General features: G+C 68.8%; 22 protein-coding genes. 9 read left to right on the top strand and 13 right to left on the bottom strand.

Annotated features, from left to right (window positions below):
• The 4 genes from V7D28_RS01790 to V7D28_RS01805 all read right to left on the bottom strand — a co-directional run.
• A partial coding sequence (locus V7D28_RS01790) for an MFS transporter (RefSeq protein ID WP_333585639.1) occupies nucleotides 1-1174 on the bottom strand: 1174 nt, incomplete at its 3' end.
• 248 nt (nucleotides 1175-1422) lie between these two features.
• On the bottom strand, nucleotides 1423-1944 hold the full coding sequence (infC, locus tag V7D28_RS01795) for a translation initiation factor IF-3 (protein ID WP_333585640.1): 522 nt from the start codon (nucleotides 1942-1944) through the stop codon (nucleotides 1423-1425).
• Nucleotides 1945-2059: 115 nt separating this feature from the next.
• Entirely contained in the window at nucleotides 2060-3049 is a 990-nt protein-coding gene (locus V7D28_RS01800) for a glycosyltransferase family 9 protein (protein ID WP_333585641.1), read from the bottom strand.
• Nucleotides 3049-4212, bottom strand: a complete 1164-nt coding sequence (locus tag V7D28_RS01805; RefSeq protein ID WP_333585642.1) for a glycosyltransferase family 4 protein — start codon at nucleotides 4210-4212, stop codon at nucleotides 3049-3051. Before V7D28_RS01805 ends, V7D28_RS01800 begins: the two co-directional genes overlap by 1 nt.
• Before the next feature lie 92 nt (nucleotides 4213-4304).
• Here V7D28_RS01805 and V7D28_RS01810 point away from each other — a divergent pair, with 92 nt between their 5' ends.
• The gene (locus V7D28_RS01810) at nucleotides 4305-5060 is read left to right on the top strand and encodes an alpha/beta fold hydrolase (protein ID WP_333585643.1); all 756 of its coding nucleotides are present in this window, start codon (nucleotides 4305-4307) and stop codon (nucleotides 5058-5060) included.
• Here V7D28_RS01810 and V7D28_RS01815 read toward each other — a convergent pair.
• The 3 genes from V7D28_RS01815 to V7D28_RS01825 all read right to left on the bottom strand — a co-directional run bounded on the left by V7D28_RS01815 (nucleotide 5045) and on the right by V7D28_RS01825 (nucleotide 8085).
• The gene (locus tag V7D28_RS01815) at nucleotides 5045-5911 is read right to left on the bottom strand and encodes an SDR family oxidoreductase (protein WP_333585644.1); all 867 of its coding nucleotides are present in this window, start codon (nucleotides 5909-5911) and stop codon (nucleotides 5045-5047) included. The genes V7D28_RS01810 and V7D28_RS01815 overlap by 16 nt on opposite strands.
• 6 nt (nucleotides 5912-5917) lie before the next feature.
• A complete protein-coding gene (locus tag V7D28_RS01820; protein WP_333585645.1) occupies nucleotides 5918-7126 on the bottom strand; it encodes an NAD-dependent epimerase/dehydratase family protein in 1209 nt (402 codons plus the stop codon).
• 89 nt (nucleotides 7127-7215) lie between these two features.
• Entirely contained in the window at nucleotides 7216-8085 is an 870-nt protein-coding gene (locus tag V7D28_RS01825) for a UTP--glucose-1-phosphate uridylyltransferase (RefSeq protein ID WP_333585646.1), read from the bottom strand.
• A 273-nt stretch (nucleotides 8086-8358) separates the two neighbouring features.
• Here V7D28_RS01825 and V7D28_RS01830 point away from each other — a divergent pair, with 273 nt between their 5' ends.
• Complete coding sequence (locus V7D28_RS01830) at nucleotides 8359-8634, top strand: hypothetical protein (RefSeq protein ID WP_333585647.1); 276 nt, start codon at nucleotides 8359-8361, stop codon at nucleotides 8632-8634.
• A gap of 37 nt (nucleotides 8635-8671) precedes the next feature.
• On the opposite strand, the gene glmS is transcribed toward V7D28_RS01830, so the two are convergent.
• Nucleotides 8672-10495, bottom strand: coding sequence for a glutamine--fructose-6-phosphate transaminase (isomerizing) (gene glmS, locus V7D28_RS01835; protein ID WP_333585648.1), 1824 nt, complete (start codon nucleotides 10493-10495; stop codon nucleotides 8672-8674).
• A gap of 128 nt (nucleotides 10496-10623) precedes the next feature.
• Here glmS and glmM point away from each other — a divergent pair, with 128 nt between their 5' ends.
• Both glmM and V7D28_RS01845 read left to right on the top strand, forming a co-directional pair.
• Entirely contained in the window at nucleotides 10624-11976 is a 1353-nt protein-coding gene (gene glmM, locus V7D28_RS01840; protein WP_333585649.1) for a phosphoglucosamine mutase, read from the top strand.
• A gap of 115 nt (nucleotides 11977-12091) precedes the next feature.
• Complete coding sequence (locus tag V7D28_RS01845; RefSeq protein WP_333585650.1) at nucleotides 12092-12268, top strand: hypothetical protein; 177 nt, start codon at nucleotides 12092-12094, stop codon at nucleotides 12266-12268.
• On the opposite strand, the gene V7D28_RS01850 is transcribed toward V7D28_RS01845, so the two are convergent.
• From V7D28_RS01850 to V7D28_RS01865, 4 genes are all read right to left on the bottom strand, one after another.
• The gene (locus V7D28_RS01850) at nucleotides 12265-13569 is read right to left on the bottom strand and encodes a UDP-glucose dehydrogenase family protein (RefSeq protein WP_333585651.1); all 1305 of its coding nucleotides are present in this window, start codon (nucleotides 13567-13569) and stop codon (nucleotides 12265-12267) included. The genes V7D28_RS01845 and V7D28_RS01850 overlap by 4 nt on opposite strands.
• Nucleotides 13570-13714: 145 nt before the next feature.
• Entirely contained in the window at nucleotides 13715-15217 is a 1503-nt protein-coding gene (locus V7D28_RS01855) for a phosphomannomutase/phosphoglucomutase (protein ID WP_333585659.1), read from the bottom strand.
• 100 nt (nucleotides 15218-15317) lie between these two features.
• The gene (locus V7D28_RS01860) at nucleotides 15318-16286 is read right to left on the bottom strand and encodes a KpsF/GutQ family sugar-phosphate isomerase (protein WP_333585652.1); all 969 of its coding nucleotides are present in this window, start codon (nucleotides 16284-16286) and stop codon (nucleotides 15318-15320) included.
• Nucleotides 16283-16564 carry a hypothetical protein gene (locus V7D28_RS01865; RefSeq protein ID WP_333585660.1) on the bottom strand — a complete coding sequence of 94 codons (282 nt, stop codon included), beginning with the start codon at nucleotides 16562-16564 and terminating at the stop codon, nucleotides 16283-16285. Before V7D28_RS01865 ends, V7D28_RS01860 begins: the two co-directional genes overlap by 4 nt.
• A 77-nt stretch (nucleotides 16565-16641) precedes the next feature.
• Between V7D28_RS01865 and gpmA the strand changes: the two genes are divergently transcribed.
• The 4 genes from gpmA to V7D28_RS01885 all read left to right on the top strand — a co-directional run bounded on the left by gpmA (nucleotide 16642) and on the right by V7D28_RS01885 (nucleotide 20498).
• On the top strand, nucleotides 16642-17352 hold the full coding sequence (gene gpmA / locus V7D28_RS01870) for a 2,3-diphosphoglycerate-dependent phosphoglycerate mutase (RefSeq protein WP_333585653.1): 711 nt from the start codon (nucleotides 16642-16644) through the stop codon (nucleotides 17350-17352).
• Entirely contained in the window at nucleotides 17349-17816 is a 468-nt protein-coding gene (locus V7D28_RS01875; RefSeq protein ID WP_333585654.1) for a deaminase, read from the top strand. Before gpmA ends, V7D28_RS01875 begins: the two co-directional genes overlap by 4 nt.
• Before the next feature lie 65 nt (nucleotides 17817-17881).
• A complete protein-coding gene (locus V7D28_RS01880) occupies nucleotides 17882-19144 on the top strand; it encodes a pentapeptide repeat-containing protein (RefSeq protein ID WP_333585655.1) in 1263 nt (420 codons plus the stop codon).
• A gap of 88 nt (nucleotides 19145-19232) precedes the next feature.
• Nucleotides 19233-20498 carry a pentapeptide repeat-containing protein gene (locus tag V7D28_RS01885; RefSeq protein ID WP_333585656.1) on the top strand — a complete coding sequence of 422 codons (1266 nt, stop codon included), beginning with the start codon at nucleotides 19233-19235 and terminating at the stop codon, nucleotides 20496-20498.
• 78 nt (nucleotides 20499-20576) lie between these two features.
• On the opposite strand, the gene V7D28_RS01890 is transcribed toward V7D28_RS01885, so the two are convergent.
• On the bottom strand, nucleotides 20577-21029 hold the full coding sequence (locus V7D28_RS01890; protein ID WP_333585657.1) for an Hsp20 family protein: 453 nt from the start codon (nucleotides 21027-21029) through the stop codon (nucleotides 20577-20579).
• Between the two features lie 223 nt (nucleotides 21030-21252).
• On the opposite strand from V7D28_RS01890, the gene V7D28_RS01895 reads away from it, so the two are divergent.
• Nucleotides 21253-22101 carry a class I SAM-dependent methyltransferase gene (locus V7D28_RS01895; RefSeq protein ID WP_333585658.1) on the top strand — a complete coding sequence of 283 codons (849 nt, stop codon included), beginning with the start codon at nucleotides 21253-21255 and terminating at the stop codon, nucleotides 22099-22101.
• Nucleotides 22102-22154 lie beyond the last annotated feature (53 nt).

The following is a 22154-nucleotide window of genomic DNA, read 5'->3' on the forward strand; positions in this document are numbered from 1 at the left end:
TGCTGGCGAAGGCCGGCGCCCGGCGGCTGGCCGACAGGGCCAGCCAGATGGCCGGGGCCATGGCGAAGGCCGCCAGGAAGAAGGGGCCGTTGATGGTCACCCCGGCGAAGGCCAGGCCCGCGCACAGGGGGCCGACCACCCGGGCCAGGGCGCCCATGGCGTTGTTCAGACCCAGGATCTGGCCCGTGCGGGAGGGGTCCGCGGTGCGCGAGATCAGGGCTCCCACATTGGGGAAGGCCACCGACTGACCCACGGCCATGGCGCACATCAGGGCGATGACCACCGCGCCGTTGGGGGCGAAGGGCTGCAGGGCCGCGCTGATCATGGTCAGGATCATGCCGACCGCCAGCATGGGGCCTTCTCCGTAGCGCTCCGACAGCCGCCCGGTGATGAACATCTGGGTCACCGCGGCGAAGACCCCGGTGAAGGCGAAACACACCCCGATCTCCCGCGGACCCCAGTCGAAACGGGCCTGGGTCCAGAGACCGAAGATCGATTCCACCCCGGTGAAGGCGAAGCCCACGATGAAGGTGAGCAGCATCAGCCGCCCTACCACGGGGTGTCCCACCGCCTCACCGATGGCCGACCAGCGGCTGGGCTGGTGCTCGAACACTTCCTGACGGGCGCGGCTTTCGCGGATGAAGAAGACGATGGACAGGGCCGAGGCCGCCGCCAGGCCCGAGGCGATGAGCAGGGGCAGGCGGAAGCCCAGGTGTCCGGCCTCGGGGTGGGCGAAGACCCCGCCCACCGAGGGACCGACGATCAGCCCCACATTCCAGGCCGCTCCCATATGGGCCATGCGGCGGGCGCGCTTCTCGGGCGGTGTGACGTCGGCGATATAGCCCTGGATCACCGAGCCGTTGCCGCTGGCCAGTCCCCCCAGGAACCGCACCGCGAGCGCCACCCAGACATTGGGGGCGAAGGCCAGCGCCAGATAGCACAGGCAGTTGCCGGTGATTGTGCTGATCAGCAGCGGCTTGCGACCGTAGCGGTCCGACAGCCGGCCCCAGAAGGGCTCGCCGAAGAAGGCGCCGGCCGAATAGGCCGAGAAGATCAGGGCGATCTGCCAGGCCGGAGCGTTGAACGACTTGGCGTAGAAGGGCAGCAACGGGACGATGATCCCGAAACCGAGCATATTGATAAAAATGACGGCGATCAGCGACGGCGCGGCCAAAGCGGACGGAGTCGCCGCGCCTCGCGCAGTCCCCAACATGGCCGCGGTGTTAGGCCTCTCCCGTCAAGGTCGCAAGGGGACTTCTTCACCCATTTCTGACGCCGCCGAAGAATTGAACGAGGTGTCGCTTACGGGCCGCTCTCCGGCGAATCCCGATGGGTCGCGGGGGGCGGACGCCAGCCTGGGATACAAAGAAAGGGCCGGCGTCGCCGCCGGCCCTTTCCATGGTCTCGCAGGTTCTCTGATCCTCAGCGCGGCGCCAGGATCATGATCATCTGACGGCCTTCCATGCGGGGCTCGTACTCGACCTTGGCGACGTCCTCGAAGTCAGCCTTCACCTTTTGCAGCAGCTTCATGCCGAGCTCGGGGTGGGCCAGTTCGCGGCCGCGGAACCGCAGCGTCACCTTGACCTTGTCGCCTTCTTCGAAGAAGCGGTGCATCGAGCGCGACTTCACCTCGTAGTCGTGCGTATCGATGTTGGGGCGGAGCTTGATCTCCTTGATCTCCACCACCTTCTGGCGCTTGCGCGCTTCGTTCTTCTTCTTCTGTTCCTGGAACTTGAACTTGCCGTAGTCCAGAATCTTGCACACGGGCGGATCAGCGTTCGGCACGATCTCCACGAGATCGAGCCCGACCTCCGCGGCGGCTTCCAGGGCGGCCGATGTCGGCATCACGCCCTGCTTTTCACCGGACTGGTCGATGAGCAGAACGCGCGGAACGCGGATGTCCTCGTTGATGCGCGGCCCTTCTTTCTGGGGCGGCGCCTGCATGGGGCGACGAATAGGCAAAGCTCCTAAGGTTGTTTCGGCAGAACGGCCGGGACGAGCCGAAGCTCCCCCACGGGCCATATCCTGTCAGACTATATGAAGAAGGCGCCCCGCGCGATCAAGCATCGCGCCCGCCCGGAAAGGGAGTCAGGGCGCGGGCGGCCTGCATCACCTGGGCCACCGGCATCTCCGCCAGGTCGTCGGCCTGCAGGACGGCCACATGTCCGCGGGGGGCCGAGAGAATCGGATCCGACGCCTTGGAGAACAGCACGATGGTCGGCGGCCCGGCGGCGGCGGCCAGATGGACGGGGCCGGTGTCGTTGCCCACCACCAGGGCTGCCTTGGCGCCCAGCATGGCGATGCGGGCCAGATCGGTGCGGCCGGTCAGGTCGCGGGCCTTGCCCACATCCTTCTGGATGGCGCGGGCCAGGGCGCTTTCCTGCGGGCCGCCGATGATCACGATGTCGAAGCCGGCGTCATAGAGATTACGCGCCAGCTGGCCATAGGCCTCCACCGGCCAGCGCTTCTCGGGCCGGTGCGCCGAGCCGCCCGGCGCCATCAGCACATAGGGCCGGGGCTGGATGCCGCCGGCCACCGGCCGCTCGGCCGGCATCTTGCGCAGGATCCAGGAGACGTCGGGTCCCGGCGCCGAACCCGGCTCAGTGGGCGCGTCGGGCCAGATTCCTGCGGCCTTCAGCTGGTCGGCGTGCCGCTCAAGCGTGTGCATCCGGTCGCGCCGGGAATTGCGGTGGGGCAGGGCGCAGCCCAGGGCCACCCCCGACCACTCCGGCGCAAAGGGCTGAAGCCCGTGGAAGATCATGCTGGAGCGCGACGAGGTCTGCAGGTCATAGACCCGGTCGTAGCGGGCTTGGCGCAGGCGTCCCACCAGGGTCAGCCACTGGGTGAGGCCTTCGGGCCGGCCGTCGGTCTCCACCTCATTGAAATAGGGGCAGAGCTTGGCCAGCGCCTCGAAGGGCGGCGTGGTCAGCAGGGTGATGCGGGCGCGGGGATGGGCCTCGCGAATCTTCTTGGCCGCGGCGAAGGCGAGGATGAAGTCGCCCATGGCCGACAGCTTGATGACCAAAACCTTCTTGATCTCGCGGGCCATCAGGCTCGGCTCTCCAGAACGCGCTCATAGGCCTCAAGGGTGGCCGCGCACATGGCGTCCACCGAGTAGAGGCGTCTCGCCCGCAGCGCCGCGGCCTGACCCATGGCCGCCAGTCGCGCGGGGCCGGCTTCGATGGCGCGGCGCAAGCCGGCTGTCCAGGCCTCCGCGTCGCCGGGCTTGATCAGCCACCCCGTCTCTCCGGGAATCACCGTTTCGATCATGCCGCCCAGTTCGGACGCCAGAACGGGGCGGCCCATGACCTGGGGCTCCACCGCGGTGCGCCCGAAGGACTCCGGCACGACGGAAGGCAGGATGGCGGCGTCCCCCAGAAGATAGGCCGCGGGCATGTCGTCGCAATGACCGACCAGTCGCACCATGCCCTCCAGCCCCGCCGCGGCGATCTGGGCCTCCAGGCTCTTGCGGTAGTCGGTTCGGCCCTGATCATCCCCCACCAGCACCAGGCGGAAGTCGGTGCGGCCCTCGGCCTTGAGGCCCGCGGCGGCCTCGATCACCGGCCCGTGGCCCTTGATGCGCGTCAGGCGGGCGGCGAGGATGAAGGTGGTGAGAGAGGTGTCCTCTGGCAGGTCCCAGGCCCGCCGCAGGGCCTCCACCCGGTCGCAGCCCACAGCCGACGGATTGAACCGGGCGAGATCGACGCCCCGGGGGATGCTGACCATCCGCTCGGGGGGGACGGCATGTTCCCCCAGCACATGGTCGCGGGTGAAGTTGGAATTGGCGATCACCAGGTCGCCGCGGGTCATGACGGCGTTGTACCAGCGCTTCAGCCCGCTGCGGGCGTGATAGACCCCGTGATAGGTGGCCACGAACGGGGTCTTGGTGGCCTGGGCCGCCCACAGCGCCGAAAAAGCCGGGGCGCGCGAGCGGGCGTGAACCAGGCTGACCTTCTCCGAGCGGATCAGGTCCACCAGCCGGGCGGCGTTGCCCAGCATGACCAGGGGATTCTTGCTCTGCACCGGCATCTCGGCCAGGCGCCCGCCATCGGCCAGCAGGCGCGAGGCCATGCGACCGCCCCGGGTCGCCACCAGGGCCTTGCCGCCGGCGCGCACCACCGCCTGGGCGACGTCGAGGGTTGTCTGCTCGGCGCCGCCCGTGTCGAGCTCGGGCACCACCTGCAGCAACGTGAAGTCGGCGGGCAAGGTCACGGGACCCTGCATAGCGCAGAACGCAGGCGGGTAAACCCCGCACGTCCGGCAGACCGTTACCCTGTCGGCCGATCCTGTTCTAAAGGGAGGGCATGATGGAAGAGAGCGGCTTTCTGAAGCGCCCGGACGGTGCGCGACTGGCCTGGCGACGCGTGGCGGGGCGAGGCCCGGCCGTGGTGTGGATGGGCGGTTTCCGCTCCGACATGGCCGGAACCAAGGCGCAGGCCCTGGCCGAATGGGCCGGCGCCCATGGCCAGGCCTATGTGCGCTTCGACTATTTCGGCCATGGGGAGTCTGACGGCGCCTTCGAGGCCGGAACGATTACCCGCTGGCGGGACGACGCCCTGGCCGTGCTCGACGAACTGGCGCCGGGGCCGGTGATTCCCGTGGGCTCCTCCATGGGCGGCTGGATCGCCTGCCTGGCGGCCATGGTGCGACCCCAGGCGGTGAAGGGGCTGGTCCTGATCGCCCCCGCGCCGGATTTCACCGAAAAGCTCATGGGACCTGAGATCGACGGCCCGGCGCGCCTGGCTCTGGAAACAGACGGCGTCTGGATGCGCCCCTCAGACTATGGCGAGCCCTATCCCATCACCCGCGCCCTGCTGGAGGACGGCGCCCGCTGGTCGATCCTGCCGGGGCCGGTCCCTATCGAGGTCCCCACGCGGATTCTTCAGGGCGGCGCTGATCCCGACGTGCCCTGGCGTCACGCGCTGGAACTGGCCCAGGGGCTGAACGGGAGCGACGTGGTCTTCCATCTGATCAAGGATGGCGACCATCGCCTGTCGCGCCCGCAGGATTTGGCGCGGATGATTCAGGCCGTGGAGGAACTGGCTCAGCCGCCGGCCTGAAGAATGGCGCCAAGGCCCTCGCGATAGGTCGGATAGAGCGGGCGCCAGCCCAGCTCCGCCTTGGCCCGGGCGTTGGAGACGCGTTTGGTCTCGGCATAAAAGCGCTGAGCCTGGGGTGGCAGTCTGGCCTCCGCCAGCGGGATTTCCGGCGGCGGCGCCTGGCTGAGCAACGCCGCGGCGTGGGCGATCACCTGGCTGTTGGGCGCCGGTTCGTCGTCGCAGAGATTGTAGATGGCGCCGGCTCTGGGTCTGGCCAGGGAGGCGGCCAGACCCTTGGCCAGGTCCTCCACATGGATGCGCGAAAAGACCTGGCCGGGGCTGGAGATTCGGCGCGCACGGCCTTCGCGCACCCGGTCCAGGGTGGAGCGGCCGGGGCCATAGATGCCCGGCAGGCGGAAAATGGCCACGGTCAGCCCCATTCCGGCGCCCACCTGCAGCCAATCCCGCTCAGCGGCGGCCCGCCTGGCGCCTTCCATGGACTGGGCGGCGATCCGACTGGTCTCGAACACCCAGCCGCCCTGCCGGTCGCCATAGACGCCGGTGGTGGACAGATAGCCCAGCCAGTCGGGAAAGGCTCCGGTGCGCGCCATGACCGGAACCAGGGTCCGCAGTCCGGGACATCCCTCAGCGTCCGGCGGGGCGGTGACCAGCACCGCCTCGGCCGCTGCGGTTTCTCGGGCCAGAGCCGCCCTGTCCTGCAACCACACCGGGACGACGCCGTCCGCGGCGAGCCGCCCGGCGTCCTCCGCACGACGATGGGTCGCCGCCACGCTCCACCCCTGCCGGGACATCCGGCGGGCGAAAGCCGCGCCGGAGAATCCGTAGCCGAAGATCAGCAGGCGACGCGCCACGGACCTCTATTCCGCCGCCACGGCCTTGGCCGCCGCCGTGGCGGCGGCCGCGCGCTCGGCGTTCCAGTGCGAGACGCACGGGATCTTGGAGAGGTCGGCGCGACCGGCATAGGCCTTGGCGATCTCGGCCACCTCCATCAGCAGGCCGTCTTCCAGGGTGATGGGGCGCAGGCCGTAGTCGAGGAGGCACCTGTTCTCGACCACCAGGTCGTTCTCGTCGGCCTCGGCCCGGGGATTGGCCAGGTGGGTGACCTCCGCCCCGGTCAGCCGGGCGATCATCTGGGCCAGATCCCGCACCCGCCAGGTTTCGGTCATCTGGTTCATCACCTTGACGCGGTCGCCGCGGGCTGGCGGGTTCTTCAGGGCCAGCTCCACGCAGCGGACCGTGTCCTGGATGTGGATGAAGGCCCGGGTCTGGCCCCCTGCCCCGTGGATGGTCAGCGGATAGCCCACCGCCGACTGCATCAGGAACCGGTTCAGAACCGTGCCGTAATCGCCGTCATAGTCGAATCGGTTGATCAGCCGCTCGTCCTTGCGGGTCTCCTCGGTCTGGGTCCCCCAGACGATCCCCTGGTGCAGATCGGTGATCCGCAGGTGATCGTTCTTGGCGTAGAATTGGAAGAGCAGGGCGTCCTGGGTCTTGGTCATGTGATAGATCGACCCCGGATTGGCGGGATAGAGGATTTCCCGCTCCACCCAGCCGGCCGGCGTCTCGATCTTGACCGTCAGATAGCCCTCGGGAATCGCCGCCCCGGCCGTGCCGTAGCCATACACCCCCATGGTGCCCAGGTGGGCCAGGTGGATATCCAGGCCTGAATCGACGATGGCCGCCAGGATGTCGTTGGTGGCGTTCAGATTGTTGTCGACCGTGTAGCGCTTGTGCTGGGCCGACTTCATCGAATAGGGCGCGGCGCGCTGTTCGGCGAAATGTACAACCGAATCTGGCCGCCACTCCAAGAGCAGGGCCAGAAGGGCCTCGTAGTCCTTGCCCACCGTGATGTCGTGGAAGTCGATCCGCCGCCCCGACACCTCGTGCCAGGCCGCGATCCGCGCCTCGATACCGCCGATGGGTGTGAGGGATTGCACCCCCAGCTCATCGTCGATCCGACGGCGCGACAGGTTGTCCACAATGGCCACGTCGTGGCCGCGCGCCGACAGATGCAGGGCCGTGGGCCAGCCGCAGAATCCATCGCCGCCAAGAATGAGTACGCGCATCGCCGCTCCGATCCGTACGTGTTTGTCGCCCCTACAGGGCTAACAAACGCGCGAGGTCTGCGAAAGCGTCGTCGGCGGGGCTTCGTCCCCTACAGCAGCTCGGCGATCGCCTTGCGGGCGGCCTCGGCCAGGTCCGGACGACGCAGGGCGAAGGCCACATTGGCCCGCAGCAGGCCGATCTTGTCGCCGCAGTCGAAGGTCTGGCCTTCATATTCCAGGGCGTGGAAGGGTTGGACCTTCATCAGTTCGGCCATGGCGTCGGTGAGCTGGATTTCGCCGCCGGCGCCTTTGCCCTGCTTTTCCAGCAGGGGGAAGATGTCGGGCTGGAGGATATAACGGCCGCTGATGAAGAGGTTGGACGGCTCGGTTCCGGGCGCAGGCTTCTCCACCATACCCCGCATGCGGTTGAGGCGGCCTTCGGAGCCTTCGAGATCGACGATTCCGTACTTGTGGGCCTCGCCCTCCGGCGCGGGCTCCACCACCACGATATTGCCGCCCACCTGGTCGTGGGCGGCCACCGCCTGGGCCAGGGCCGGGGTGTCGGCGGCCATCAGCATGTCGGGCAGGATCACGGCGAAGGGCTCATCGCCGATGATGTCGCGGGCGCACCAGACCGCATGTCCCAGGCCCAGGGGGGCCATCTGACGGACGAAGCTCATCTCGCCGGGGCGGGGCAGGTCGCGGCGAACGCTCTCCAGGATCTCGGTCTTGCCCTTGGCCTCCAAGGCGCCCTCGATCTCGGGGTTTGAGTCGAAATAGTCCTCTATGGCGCCCTGTCCGCGGCCGACGATGAACACGAAGTGTTCGATGCCTGCGGCCCTGGCTTCCTCGACGATGTAGGACAGGATCGGCCGATCGACGATGTTAAGCATGTTCTTGGGCGTGGTCTTGGCGCCGGGCAGAACCCGCGTCCCCAATCCCGCCACCGGCAGCACCGCCTTGCGAACCCGATCGCCCATTCCCGTCTCCGCTTCTCGCCGTGGCGCATGCGCCCGAAACGCGGCCCAACCGTTCGAGCGGCGTCCAGGAGTCCTTGAATCTTTAGCGTTTTCCACCCGGCCGGCTCTGGCCGAGCGCAGGATGCTCTAGCCGAACCCCGGCGCGAAATCCACCGCCAAACCGTGACGACGCCCGTTTCGGGCCATGTGCCTACTCCGCGATCACGAAATTGGGAACAAGGCGCGGCCAGGGTCGTTAACCCCCCTGGAATCAACCCCAGGGAGTGAACCCTCGTGAACATTCGCATGATGACCGCCGGCGCCGCCGCCCTCTTCGCCGCGGGCGCCCTGGCGGCCTGCACCGACAACCGCGACACGGTCGAGACCACCGACACCATGCCCGCCGACACCATGGCCGCGCCGCCGCCCGCCGACCCGATGACGCCGGCCACGCCCATGGATCCCACCGCCCCGGCCGATGGCATGACGCCCCCGCCGGTGAACGATCCGGCCATGATGGACCCGGCCGCGACCTCGCCGGCCACCGGCACGACTCCCCCGGCCCCCTAAGGTCGCACGATCATAGCCCCGCAGCCTGACTGCGGGGCTATTCCACGGTCACGGACTTGGCCAGGTTCCTGGGCTGGTCCACGTCGGCGCCCTTCTGAACCGCCACGTGATAGGCGAGCAACTGGATCGGCGCGGCCATGACCAGGGTCGAGACCAGCGGGTCGGACGAAGGGGCGGTGACCACCACCCGCGCCCCGGCGGGCGCGTGCTTGGCCCCCTCTGTGTCGGTGATGAACACCACCTGGCCGCCACGGGCCATCACCTCGCTCATGTTCGAGGCGGACTTCTCGAACCAGGCGTCATAGGGCGCCAGGATGATGATCGGCGTCTGGTCGTCCACCAGGGCGATAGGGCCGTGCTTCAGCTCGCCGGCCGCATAGCCCTCGGCGTGGATATAGCTGATTTCCTTAAGCTTCAGCGCCCCTTCCAGGGCCAGCGCCGACATGGGGCCGCGGCCGAGATAGAGGACGTCCTTGGCCTTGGCGATCTCCGCGGCGATGGCGCTTATGGCGTCCTCGAGCCCGATGGCCTCGGCCATCAGCCTGGGCGCGCCCATGAGCACCTTGACCAGCCTGGCTTCCTCGGCCTGGTCGATGCGGCCGCGGGCCTTGGCCGCGGCGATGGCGAGGGCGATCAGCACGCTGACCTGGGCGGTGAAGGCCTTGGTGGAGGCTACGCCGATCTCCGGGCCGCAATGGATGGGCCAGACGACGTCCACTTCCCGGGCGATGGTCGATTCGACCGCGTTGACGATGGCGGCGCTGCGCATCCCTCGCGCCTTGCAATAGCGCAGGGCCGCCAGGGTGTCGGCGGTCTCGCCCGACTGGGACATGGCCACTACCAGGGCGCCGGGCCGCAAGGCAGGCTCGCGATAGCGGAACTCCGAGGCGATCTCCACGTCCACCGGAAGGTCGGCCAGTTGTTCGATCAGATAGCGCCCGATCATGCCGGCGATATAGGAGGTGCCGCAGGCTACGATCTGGACCCGCTCCAGGGCGGCGAAGTCCAGGCCCCCGGGGGGCGCCACCTGGTTGGTCAGGGTGTCCACATAGGCCGAGATCGTCCGCTGGCAGCCCTCGGGCTGGTCGTGGATCTCTTTCTCCATGAAGTGCCGGTAGTTGCCGCGCTCCACCAGGGCGGCGGCCTGCGCCAACTGCTTGACCTCGCGGTTCACCGGCGCGCCGTCGGCGTCGAAGACCTGGGCGCCGGAGCGGTCGATGCGCACATAGTCGCCCTCGTCCAGATAGGCGACGCGATTGGTGAAGGGGCCCACGGCCAGGGCGTCGGATCCCAGGAACATTTCGTCCTGGCCATAGCCCACCACCAGGGGGCTGCCCCGTCGGGCGCCCAGCAGCATGTCCTCCTCGCCGGCGACCAGCACCGCCAGGGCGAAGGCGCCGGTCAGGCGGTCAAGGGTGGCCTTCAAGGCCTCCAGGGGGGCGAGGCCGCGCGCCAGATGGCTGTCCAGAAGCTGGGCGATGACCTCGGTGTCGGTATCGCTTTCGAAGGTGCGGCCTTCGCTCTCCAGTTCGCGGCGCAGCTCGGCGAAGTTCTCGATGATGCCGTTGTGGACCAGGGTCACCCGTCCGGCCGTATGCGGGTGGGCGTTGCGCTCCGAGGGGGCGCCGTGGGTGGCCCAGCGGGTGTGGCCGATCCCCACCTTGGCGTGCAGCGGATCCTGCGCCAGCACCTCCTGCAGGGCGCGGATCTTCCCCTGGGCGCGGCGACGCTCCACCTTGCCGGGGGCGGTGGCCCCGGCTATGCCGGCCGAGTCATAGCCCCGGTACTCCAGGCGCAGCAGGCTCTCCACCAGCCGATCCTGGACGGGGGCCTTGCCGACGATGCCGATGATCCCGCACATGGGCCAACCTCACTCTGTCTTTTGTCGGCCGCGCCGACGCGGCTTATCTTTCGCCCCGCGCCGCCTTTAACATTCGCAAACGCGGCGTCGACTAAATCTGGGTTTCCGATCGTTTCGAGAGTCCGACCATGTCCAAGCGCGCCTATTTCGGAACCGACGGCATCCGCGGCGAAGCCAATCGATATCCCATGACCGCCGAGGTGGCCCTGCGGGTGGGCATGGCCGCCGGCAAGGTCTTCATGTCCCGGGACGAGCGACGCCATCTGGTGGTGATCGGCAAGGACACCCGCCTGTCGGGCTATATGATCGAACCGGCCCTGGTGGCGGGCTTCGCCAGCGTGGGTATGGATGTGCGCCTGCTGGGCCCCATGCCGACGCCGGGGGTGGCCATGATGACCCGCTCCATGCGCGCCGATCTGGGCGTCATGATCAGCGCCTCGCACAACGCCTTCTCCGACAACGGCATCAAGCTGTTCGGCCCGGACGGCTACAAGCTGTCCGATGAACGCGAACTGGAGATCGAGGCCCTGATGGACGAGGGGCTGGAAGAGCGGCTGGCCCCGCCGGAAAGCCTGGGCCGCGTGGCCCGGATCGACGACTCCCAGGCCCGCTATGTGGAGATCGCCAAGGCGACCTTCCCCCGCCGGCTGAGCCTGGCCGGCCTGCGGGTGGTGATCGATTGCGCCAATGGCGCGGCCTATAAGGTGGCGCCCACCGCCCTCTATGAGCTGGGCGCGGAAGTCATCAAGCTGGGCGTCGAGCCCAACGGCTTCAACATCAACAGCGAGGTGGGGTCCACCCACCCCGAGGCCATGGCCAAGATGGTCAAGGAGTACCGGGCCGACATCGGCATCGCCCTGGACGGGGACGCCGACCGGCTGGTGATCTGCGATGAGACCGGCCGGGTGGTGGACGGGGATCAGATCATGGCCCTGATCGCCGCCCACTGGGCCGATCGCGGCCGGCTGAACGGCGGCGGCGTGGTGGCCACGGTCATGTCCAATCTGGGGCTCGAGCGCTTCCTCGGGCAACGCGGCCTTCGCCTGGAACGCACCGCGGTGGGCGACCGCTCGGTGATGATGCGCATGCGCGAGGGGGGCTTCAACCTGGGCGGCGAGCAGTCCGGCCACGTGATTCTCTCGGACTTTTCCACCACCGGCGACGGGCTTCTGGCGGCCCTCCAGGTCCTGGCGGTGCTCAAGGAGGCCGACAAGCCCATGAGCGCCCTGGCGCGTCAGTTCGAGCCGGTGCCTCAGCTGCTGGAAAACGTTCGCTTCGGATCGGGACGGCCCCTGGAAAGCGACACGGTCAAGGGCGCCATCGCCCAGGCCGAGGCGCGGCTGAACGGCTCGGGCCGGCTGCTGGTGCGGGCTTCGGGCACCGAGCCGCTGATCCGCATCATGGCCGAGGGAGACGACGAGAAGCTCATCTTCGACGTGGTCCACGAGCTGGCCGGCGTCGTGCGCCAGGCCGCAGCCTGAATCCTGCGCCCCCGAAACAAGGTTATCGGAACCCTGGCCAAGCCGCCCGGATTGTGACAGCATCGTAATGTTCGCGCCGCTCGACCGGCGCGATGTCATAGACTGGGAGAAACGCATGGCTCGCCAAACCGCCCTGACCGGGCGTGGCCATGGGCGTGGACGGGGCGGCCTGAGCAAGGGATCCTATTCGATCGCCTGCCTGGCCTTCGTCGCCGCCCTATCGGTGGCCTTCTGGACCGGCGCGGTCTGGATCGTTCAGCAAATCGTCGCCATCGCCGTGGCGACGGGCTAAAGCCGCCCGACGCTCACATAGTCGAAGCCCTGCTGACGCACATCGGCGGGCTTGTAGATGTTGCGCAGGTCCACCAGGACGGGCCGGGCCATGTCGGCCTTCAGCCGGTCCAGGTCCAGCGCCCGGAACTCGTCCCATTCGGTGATGATCACCACGGCCTGGGCGCCCTTGGCCACCGCATAGGGTTCGGCTGCGAAGTCCACCCCCGGCAACAGGTGGCGGGCCTCGGTCTCGCCCTCGGGATCATAGGCTGTGACCTGCGCGCCGGCCGCCTGCAGGGCCGGGATGATATCCAGGCTCGGCGCATCGCGCATGTCGTCCGTATTGGGCTTGAAGGTCAGGCCCAGCACCCCGATCCGCTTGCCCTTGACGTCGCCGCCCATGGCCTCGATCACCTTGGCCGCCATGGCCTTCTTGCGCCGGTCATTGACCCGCACCGTGGTCTCGATCAGCTCCACCGGCGCGCCGAAGTCGCTGGCCGTGCGCACCAGGGCGAGCGTGTCCTTGGGAAAGCAGGAGCCGCCATAGCCCGGCCCGGCGTTCAGGAACTTCGACCCGATCCGCCCGTCCAGGCCGATGCCCTTGGCCACCTGCTGCACATCGGCGCCCACGGCCTCGCACAGGTCGGCCATCTCGTTGATGAAGGTGATCTTCATGGCCAGGAAGGCGTTGGCCGCATACTTGATCAGCTCGCTCGTCCGCCGGCCGGTGAAGACGATGGGCGTCTCGTTGAGGAAGAGGGGCCGGTAGAGTTCGCTCATCACCGGACGGGCGCGCTCGTCCTCCAGACCCACCACCACCCGGTCGGGGCGCTTGAAGTCCTCGATGGCCGCCCCCTCGCGCAGGAATTCCGGGTTGGACACCACCGCGAACTGGGCCTCGGGCCGCCGCGCCCGGATGATCTTCTCGATCTCATCGCCCGTGCCCACCGGCACGGTGGACTTGGTCACCACCACAGTGAAGCCGTCCATCAGGTCGGCGATCTCCTCGGCCGCCGCATAGACATAGGACAGGTCCGCATGCCCGTCGCCGCGGCGCGAGGGCGTGCCCACGGCGATGAAGACCGCGTCGGCCCGGCGCACCGCCTCAGCCGCCTCGGTCTCGAAGAACAGCCGCCCGGCCGCCACATTGCGCGCCACCAGACCCTCAAGCCCCGGCTCATAGATCGGGATGCCGCCCTCCCGCAGCCGCGCGATCTTGCCCGCATCCTTGTCGATGCACGTCACCACATGGCCGAAGTCCGCGAAGCACGCCCCGCTCACCAGGCCCACATAGCCCGTCCCGATCATCGCCACTTGCATGGGCAGCTTCCCGAAGCTTGAGTCACCTCTGCGACAGGCGCCGCAGGGCGTCGCCGCGTGACCTCTCTAGAGCGCGTCCTGACGTGTGGGAACCGGTCATCCGACCTCGTCGGACGCCGCCCGAAGGCCTGCGTCCGATGGGACCTCAGATTTCCTGGTTGTAGGCGCCCACTTCCGGATGCTGGGCCAGGCGGGGCTTCACCTCCTGATGGAAGAGGGCCCGCATGTCGTCGGCCGACGCGGCGCTTTCCACCACCACGACGATTTCCGGCTTGTTGGACGAGGCGCGCACCAGCACCCAGGATCCGTCTTCCAGGGCCACGCGCACGCCATTGACGGTGATCAGGTCGATGATCTTCCGCCCCAGGATCTGGCCCCCCTGGTCACGCAGGGCCTGATACTCGGCGACGATCTTGTCCACCACGCCATACTTCTGCTCATCGGCGCAGTGGGGGGACATGGTCAGCGAGGTGTAGGCCACCGGCAGGGCCTTCTTCAGGTCCGACAGCTTCCTGTCCGGGTTGCGGTCCAGCATGGAGAGGATGGCCGCCGCCGCCACCAGCCCGTCGTCATAGCCGCGGCCGATGGGGTCGTTGAAGAAGAAGTGGCCGCTCTTCTCGAAGCCGGCCAGGGCCTTCAGCTCGGCGGTCTTACGCTTGATGTAGGAATGGCCGGTCTTCCAATAGACCGTGGTGGCGCCGTTGGCCTTCAGCACCTCGTCGGTGGCGTAGAGTCCGGTGGACTTCACATCCACCACGAAGGTGGCGTCCTTGTGCAGGGCCGACAGGTCCCGGGCCAGCATCAGGCCGATCTTGTCGGCGAAGATCTCCTCGCCCTCGTCATCCACCACCCCGCAGCGGTCGCCGTCGCCGTCGAAGCCCAGGGCCATGTCGGCGCCGTATTCGCGCACCGCCGCGGCCATGGCGTGCAGCATTTCCTGGTCTTCGGGATTGGGATTGTACTTGGGGAAGGACCAGTCGAGGTCGCAGTCCATCTCATAGACCACCGCCACGCCCATGCGGCGCAGGGCCTCGGCGGCGAAGGCGCCGGCGGTGCCGTTGCCGCAGGCGCAGACCACCTTCAGGGGGCGGGTGAGCTTCACCTTGTCGGCCACGTCGGCCACATAGCGCTCGGCCACCCCGGCCACATGGGTCAGGCTGCCGCCGGGCGCGGTCTTCCAGGTCCCGGACAGCACAATCTCCTTGAGCCGGCCCATCTCGTCGGGGCCGAAGGTGAGGGGGCGCTGGGCGCCCATCTTCACGCCGGTCCAGCCGTTCTCGTTGTGGCTGGCCGTCACCATGGCTACGCAGGGGGCGTCCAGGTCGAACTGGGCGAAATAGGCGATGGGCGAAAGCGCCAGGCCGATGTCCAGCACCTCGCACCCCGCCGAGACCAGGCCCAGGGTCAGGGCCTGCTTGATGGACAGGGAATAGGAGCGGAAGTCGTGGCCCACCACGATCTTCGTCTGGCCCATCTCCCGGATCAGCGTGCCCAGGCCCAGGCCCAGGGCCTCCACGCCCAGCAGATTGATCTCCGGCCCGAACAGCCAGCGCGCGTCATATTCCCGGAAGCCCGTGGCCTTGACCAGGGGCTCGGTCTCATAGGCCAGGGTGTTGGGGATCAGGTCGGCGCGGGGCGTGGGCAGCATCGGAACTCCGAAGTAGTGGGGGGCGGCGAGGTCGCGCCCTGCGAAATACAACCTGCAGTCTTCTGAACCGAGACGTCCTAACCTCGGTTCGCGACACTTGCTACATCACGCCTGCCCGGAGCAGGTCGTGAATATGCAAAATGCCCACCGGACGCTCGTTCTCCACCACGAAGAGGACGGTGACCGCCGGGGCGGGATCGCTCATCAGGGCCAGGGCCTCGGAGGCCAGCATGGCCGGCGGCACGGTCTTGCGCGGTCCAGGCGTCATGACCGCCTCGGCCCTGTGGGTTAGAAGCCCGTCGATGTGCCGGCGCAGGTCGCCGTCGGTGATGGCCCCCACCAGCCGGCCGGCCTTGTCGGTGACGCCCACGATGCCCCAGCGCTTCTCGGTCATGACCAGCAGGGCTTCGGGCATGGCGGCGTCGCCCGGGACGAGGGGCAGTTCGCCCTGGCCGTGCATCAGGTCCCCCACCGTGCGCAGCATAGCGCCCAGCTTTCCGCCGGGATGGAAGGTCTTGAAGTCGCCGGCGGTGAAGCCCCGCCGTTCCAGCAGGGCGACGGCCAGGGCGTCGCCGATGGCGATCTGCAGGGTGGTGGAGGTGGTGGGCGCATTGACCGCGGCGGTGGCCTCACGGGTGTCGGCCAGCTGCAGCACGATGTCGGCCGCCGTCCCAAGCGTGCTGTCGGCCACGGCGGTGATGGCGATGAGCGGAATGGCGAAGCGCTTGGCGTAGGCCAGCACGTCGGCCAGCTCCTTGGTCTCGCCGGACTTGGACAGGGCCAGGATGACGTCCTCCTGGCCGATCATGCCCAGGTCCCCGTGGCTGGCCTCCGAGGCGTGGACGAAGAAGGCCGCCGCTCCGGTGGAGGCGAAGGTGGCGGCGATCTTGCGCGCCACATGGGCGGACTTGCCGATGCCGGTGCAGGCGATGCGGCCCTTGGCGGCGTAGAGGGCGTCCACCGCGCGGCTGAAGTCCGCGCCCAGCGCCTCGGCCTGGGCGGTCAGGGCGGCGGACTCCGCGTTCAGCACCCGGCGGCCCACGGAAACGGCGTCGAACGGAGCGCTCATGAGCCGTTGGGGACCCGCTGGGACTGAAGTTCGCGCATGGTCTCCCGCGCCTGGTTCAGCCGGTTCTGCGAGGCTTCGGTCTGCCGCCGCATGGCCTCCTGCATCTCAGGCGTCTGCAGGACGGGGTCATGGCCGAACGGCGCCGGCGATCGGGCGCCCAGGCCCTGGGGCCAGACCAGGGCCAGGCCCACGGTCAGGGCCGCCACCAGACCCAGAATCGGGAAGAAGAGGCGATCGAGCATGGGCCGCATATAGACCTTCCCGTGCGGCCGGACCATGTCCAACACTTGTCCGCCTTGACGCGCCGACCCCGTCGCCCTAGCCCGATGGGCCGCTGCAAGCCTGGAGATGCCCTGTGCCCCAACTCGTCCTCCTTCGCCATGGTCAGAGCCAGTGGAACCTGGAGAATCGCTTCACCGGCTGGGTGGACGTGGACCTGACGCCCGAGGGGGAGGCCCAGGCCACCAAGGGCGGCGAGCTGATCAAGGCCGAGGGCCTGGCCGTCGACCGGGTGTTCACCTCGGTGCTGACCCGGGCGATCCGCACCAGCTGGCTGGCCCTGGCCGCCGCGGGCCAGGCCTATGTGCCCGAGGTCAAGGACTGGCGCCTGAACGAGCGCCACTATGGCGGGCTGACCGGCCTGAACAAGGCCGAGACCGCGCTCAAGCACGGCGAGGATCAGGTGCTGGTCTGGCGCCGGTCCTATGACGTGCCGCCGCCGCCCCTGGCCGAGGGCGGCGCCTATGACTTCGCCGGCGACCGTCGCTATGCGGGCGCGCAGCTGCCCCTGACCGAGAGCCTGAAGACCACGCTCGACCGGGTCGAGCCCTATTGGACGGCGGAGATCGCCCCGCGGCTGAAGGCCGGCGAAACCCTGTTGATCGCCGCCCACGGCAACTCCCTGCGCGCCATCGTCAAGCTGCTCTTCGGGTTGGGCGACGAGGAGATCATCGGGGTGGAGATTCCCACCGGAAACCCCCTGCTGATCGACCTGGATTCCGAATTGAAGCCCCGCTCGGCGCGCTATCTGGACACCGGTCGCGCTCAGCCCCTGCCGCCGGTTTGAGCGACCACGACGCCCTGATGATGGGCCGGGCCATCGCCCTGGCGCAGGCGCGCCTGGGCCAGACGGGCGACAATCCGTCCGTGGGCTGCGTGATCGCCAAGGACGGCGTCATCCTGGCCGAGGCGACCACGGCCCCGGGCGGGCGGCCCCATGCGGAGGAGCAGGCCCTGGCCGCCGCCGGCCAGGCCGCCCGGGGCGCGCAGGCCTATGTGACCCTCGAGCCCTGCGGGGAGCGGTCCACCGGCGCAGCGTCCTGCGGTCAGAGACTGGTGGAGGCCGGCGTGGCCGAAGTGGTCATCGCCTGCGCCGATCCCTCGCCCTATGCCGACGGGCGCGGCGTGGAGCGGCTGCGCCAGGCCGGCGTGGCGGTTCGGCTGGGAATCATGGCGGCGCAGGCCGCGCGCCTCTACGCCGCCTATACGCCCAAGGCCCGGTCCGGGCCGTCCTCCGAAGGCGCCGCTTAAGGGGCGGAAGGGGCTCGTTAATCTCGTCGGGCTAGCGTCGTGGCAGGATCACCATTCCCAAGACGATGTCGCTCGCCCGCCCCGCCTCGATTCCGGAACTCCGGCGCCTGACCCAGGGCGAGGTGGACGCTGTCTGCGCCAAGCATGACCGCCTCTGGACCTCCCGCCCCGGCGGCGCCCGGGCGGTCTTCGCCTGGAAGGATCTTACGGGCCTGGACCTGCGCGGCCGCAATCTGGCCGATGCGGATTTCACCGGCGCCTGCCTGAACGAGTGCCAGCTCCAGGGCGCGCGCCTGGACAACGCCAATCTGTTCGGCTGCGACATGCAGAATGCCAATCTCACCGAGGCCTCCCTGCGCCGGTCGGACCTGCGCGGCGCCTGCCTGCGCGGCGCCAACCTCACCGGCGCCGACCTGTTCGAGGCCGATCTGCGCGAAGGCTCCATCGCCGCGGCCGACCGCGATCAGGGCCTGCGAATCCTGGAACATCTGGCCCGGCCGGGCGAGGTGCAGGGCGCCGTCCTGGCCGGGGCCAATCTGGAACGCTCGCGCCTCTCAGGGATCATGGCCGCCCGCGCGGACTTTTCCGACGCGGTGCTCAAGGACGCCAAGCTGGTCCGGGCCAATCTGAAACAGGCCAACATGTCCGGCGCCAATCTGCAGGGCGCCGACCTGTCGGGCGCCGATCTCGCCGGGGCCGATCTGCGCGACGCCATTCTCGTCGGCGCCAAGACCTTCGCCTGGAATGTCAGCAAGGCCGAGATGGAGGGCGTGCTGACCGATGCGCCGGCCGGAACGGCGGTGGCCGATCTGCCCTACAAGACCATGATCCGCGAACACGCCCGCTGGTGCGAGACAGGGGGGGCGGAGGGTCGGCCCTCGGTCTTCGATCAGGCCGATCTTCGGGCGCTGGAGACGATCCGGGGATTCAACCTCACGGCGCTCTCGGCCAAGGGCGCGGTCTTCTACGGCCTGGACATGGAAGGCGTGCAGCTTCAGGGGGCGCAGCTCGACGGCGCCGATCTACGCGCCTGCAACCTGCGCCGGGCCGATCTGCGCGGCGCCCGCCTGATCAACGCCAAGCTCTCCGGCGCCGACCTGCGCGACGCCCAGATGGGGCCGCTGCTGATCGGGTCCAACCGACTCATGCCCTGCAACATGACAGGGGCGGCGCTGAAGAACACGGACCTCGCCCGCGCCGACCTGCGCCAGGCCGTCCTGGTGGAGGCCGACGTGTCGCGGGCCAATTTCACCGGCGCCCAGCTCAAGCAGGTGGACATCACCCGCGCCCGGCGAACCGGCGCCCGAGGCCTCGACTCCGTCATCTGAAATATCGGCGGTCGCTTAACCCTTGGGTCGGTATTGTGCGGCTATAGGTCGCAAGCCCATTCGCTCAACCCTGTTCGAGGTTCATCTCTTGTCCGCCGCACCCGCCGTCGCACTTTCCGGTCGTCGCCGCCTGTCCGCGGGCGAGCTGGACATGGTGCTGGCGGCGCACGAGCGTTTCGTCGGCGGTCGCCCGGGCGGCAAGCTGGCGGCGCTGAAGTTCATTGATTTCAGCGGCATGGACCTGTCGGGTCGCGATCTTCGGGACGCCGATCTGTCGGCTTCGATCTTCAACGGCGCGAAGCTCATCGGCGCCCGGCTGGAGCGGGCGAACCTGTTCGGCTGCGACCTGCGCAAGGCCGATCTGCGGCGGGCCAATCTCACGCGGGCCGATCTGCGCGGGGCCTGTCTGCGCGGCGCCGATCTCAGCCAGGCCGATCTGTCCCAGGCCGACTTCCGCATCGGACAGGTCGCCGTGCCCCATCCCTCCAAGGGGCTGGCCTCGCTCACCCACCACCAGCGCAATGGCGACCTCAGCGAGGCGCGTCTGGTGGGCGCCAATCTGGAAGGCTCCCAGCTTGAAGAGGTGGTGGCCTTCGCCACCGACTTCACCGACTGCTCCCTCCGCGGCGCCAAGCTCAGCCGCGCCAATCTCAAGGACGCCAATCTCGAAGGCGCCATCATGGACTGGGCCGATGTGGCCGGCGCCAATCTGGAAGGCGCGCGGCTCGTGGACGCCGTCCTGACGGGGGTTGAGATCCGCGCCGCCCGCACCTCCGGCGCCAATTTCGACGGCTGCCTGCGGGCGCCCGATCAGGAGGCGCTCGATCAGGCCGACGACCTGCTGGCGATGGCTGCGGCCAATCAGACCTGGTGCAAGACCGGCGGACGAGAGGGAAAGCCCGCCTGCTTCGACGGCGCGGACCTGCGGCCCCTCGACCAGCGCCTGCGCGGCATGCGCCTGTCGGTGATGAGCGCCCGCGGCGCGATCATGGTGGGGCTCGACCTGTCGGGAGCCCATCTTCAGGGCGCCAATCTGGAGGCGGCCGACCTTCGCGGGGCGAACCTTCGCGGCGCCGATCTGCGCGGGGCCCGCCTGGCCGGCGCCAGCCTCGTGAAGGCCGACCTGCGCGAGGCGATCCTGGGGCCGCTGCCCCTGTCGGCCGACCGGATCAATCGCGGCGACCTGCATCACGCCAAGCTGCGCTACGTCCAGGCCCAGGGGGCCGACCTGACCTCCGTGATCCTGGACGACGCCGATGTCCGCGGCTGTGATTTCTCCGGCGCGGTGCTCAAGGGCGCCTCTCTGCGCGGGGCGGACCTGACCACGGCCTATGGCATCCAGCTCGGCGCTTAAGCTCGCGCCTCGCCCTGAAAAAAGGGCGACGCCGCAGCGCCGCCCTTCGATGGTTCAAACCCCGGGGAGAGAGGGGGCTCAGGCGGCCTTTTCACCCTCAATGAGGGGGCCGGCCTGGGTGGCGATCTCGATGCGACGCGGCTTCAGCGATTCCGGCAGTTCGCGGCGCAGGGAGATGGACAGCAGGCCATCGGCCAGCTTGGCGTCGGTCACCACCACGTAGTCGGCCAGCTGGAAGCGGCGCTCGAAGTCGCGCTCGGCCAGGCCGCGATGGAGGAAGCGGCGCGCCTCGTCATTGGCGGTCTTGCGGCCCTGAACGGTGAGGAGGTTCTCCTTCACCTCGATGTTCAGCTCATCGGCGCGGAAGCCCGCCACCGCGATCTCGATCCGGTAGTCGTGATCGCCGGTGCGCTCGATATTGTAGGGGGGATAGCCGGTGGCCGCATCGGCCGCGGCGGTCTCCAGCAGGCCGGCCAGTCGGTCGAAGCCCACGACGGAGCGATAGAGGGGGGAGAAGTCGACGGTACGCATGTTCGTTCACATCCTTCTTTACGAAGCAAGGTTGCATCAGAACGACCAGCGGCGAGCCAGCTTGGCCTCGCCAGGGTCGGAAGGCCCGGACATCCAGCGCCTTCGCTCTACGATTTGGCGACGGCGCGCCCGGTTTCAAGGGGGCGGCTTGACCAGACTCCCTTGCCAGATCGTCGAGGGCCTCTAGGGTCACCGCACCCACGACTTGCCGGAGCCTCGACCCATGATCCACGACAAGTTCACCCTCGCCATCGCCGGCGCCCTTTCGGCCCTGATGCTCGCCTCGGCCGCCCAGGCGGAAGACGTCGTCCTCAAGGAGGTCATCGCCGGACCTCAGCGGAGCGACGATCACCGCGCCCGGGACGAGGCGCGCAATCCCTATGACAGCCTGGTCTTCTGGGGCCTGAAGCCTGGCCAGACCGTGATCGAAATCTCGCCCGGCAGCGGCTACTGGACGGAAATCCTCGCCCCCTACGCCGCCCGGACCGAAGGGTCCTATGTGGCCGGCGTGGCCGATCTGGACGACGCCAGCCTCTCGGACGGCGCGCGCCGGGCGCGGGCGGCCTTCGAGGCCAAATACGCCGACGCCGCCGTCTTCGGCGATGTCACCTATGTGGGCTTCGGGGCGGCCTCCGCCCCCCTGGGCGCCCCGGGCTCGGCCGACCTCGTGCTCACCGCCCGCAACATCCACAACTGGATGTGGCGCGAGGGCATGCTGGACAAGGCCCTGTCGGACTTCTTCGCCGTGCTGAAGCCGGGCGGCGTCCTGGCCGTGGAGGAGCACCGGGCCGATCCGCGGCCGGAGGTGGAGGGCGCGCGGGACGGCTATGTGGCCACCGCCACGGTGGTCGCCGCCGCCGAGAAGGCGGGCTTCCAGCTCGCCGAGTCCAGCGAGATCAACGCCAACGCCCGCGACACCAAGGATCATCCCTTCGGCGTCTGGACCCTGCCGCCGGTGCGCCGCAACGCCGGCCAGGACGGCCAGACCCCCGCCGACTTCGATCGCGCCAAGTATGACGCCATTGGCGAGAGCGACCGCATGACCCTGCGGTTCGTCAAGCCCGCCGCCTGAGCCTGTCCGTGGCGTTTCCTGAGTTCGACCGCCGGTCCCTGATGCTGTCGGGG

The organism is Phenylobacterium sp. (assembly GCF_036723115.1).
Lineage (GTDB): Bacteria > Pseudomonadota > Alphaproteobacteria > Caulobacterales > Caulobacteraceae > Phenylobacterium.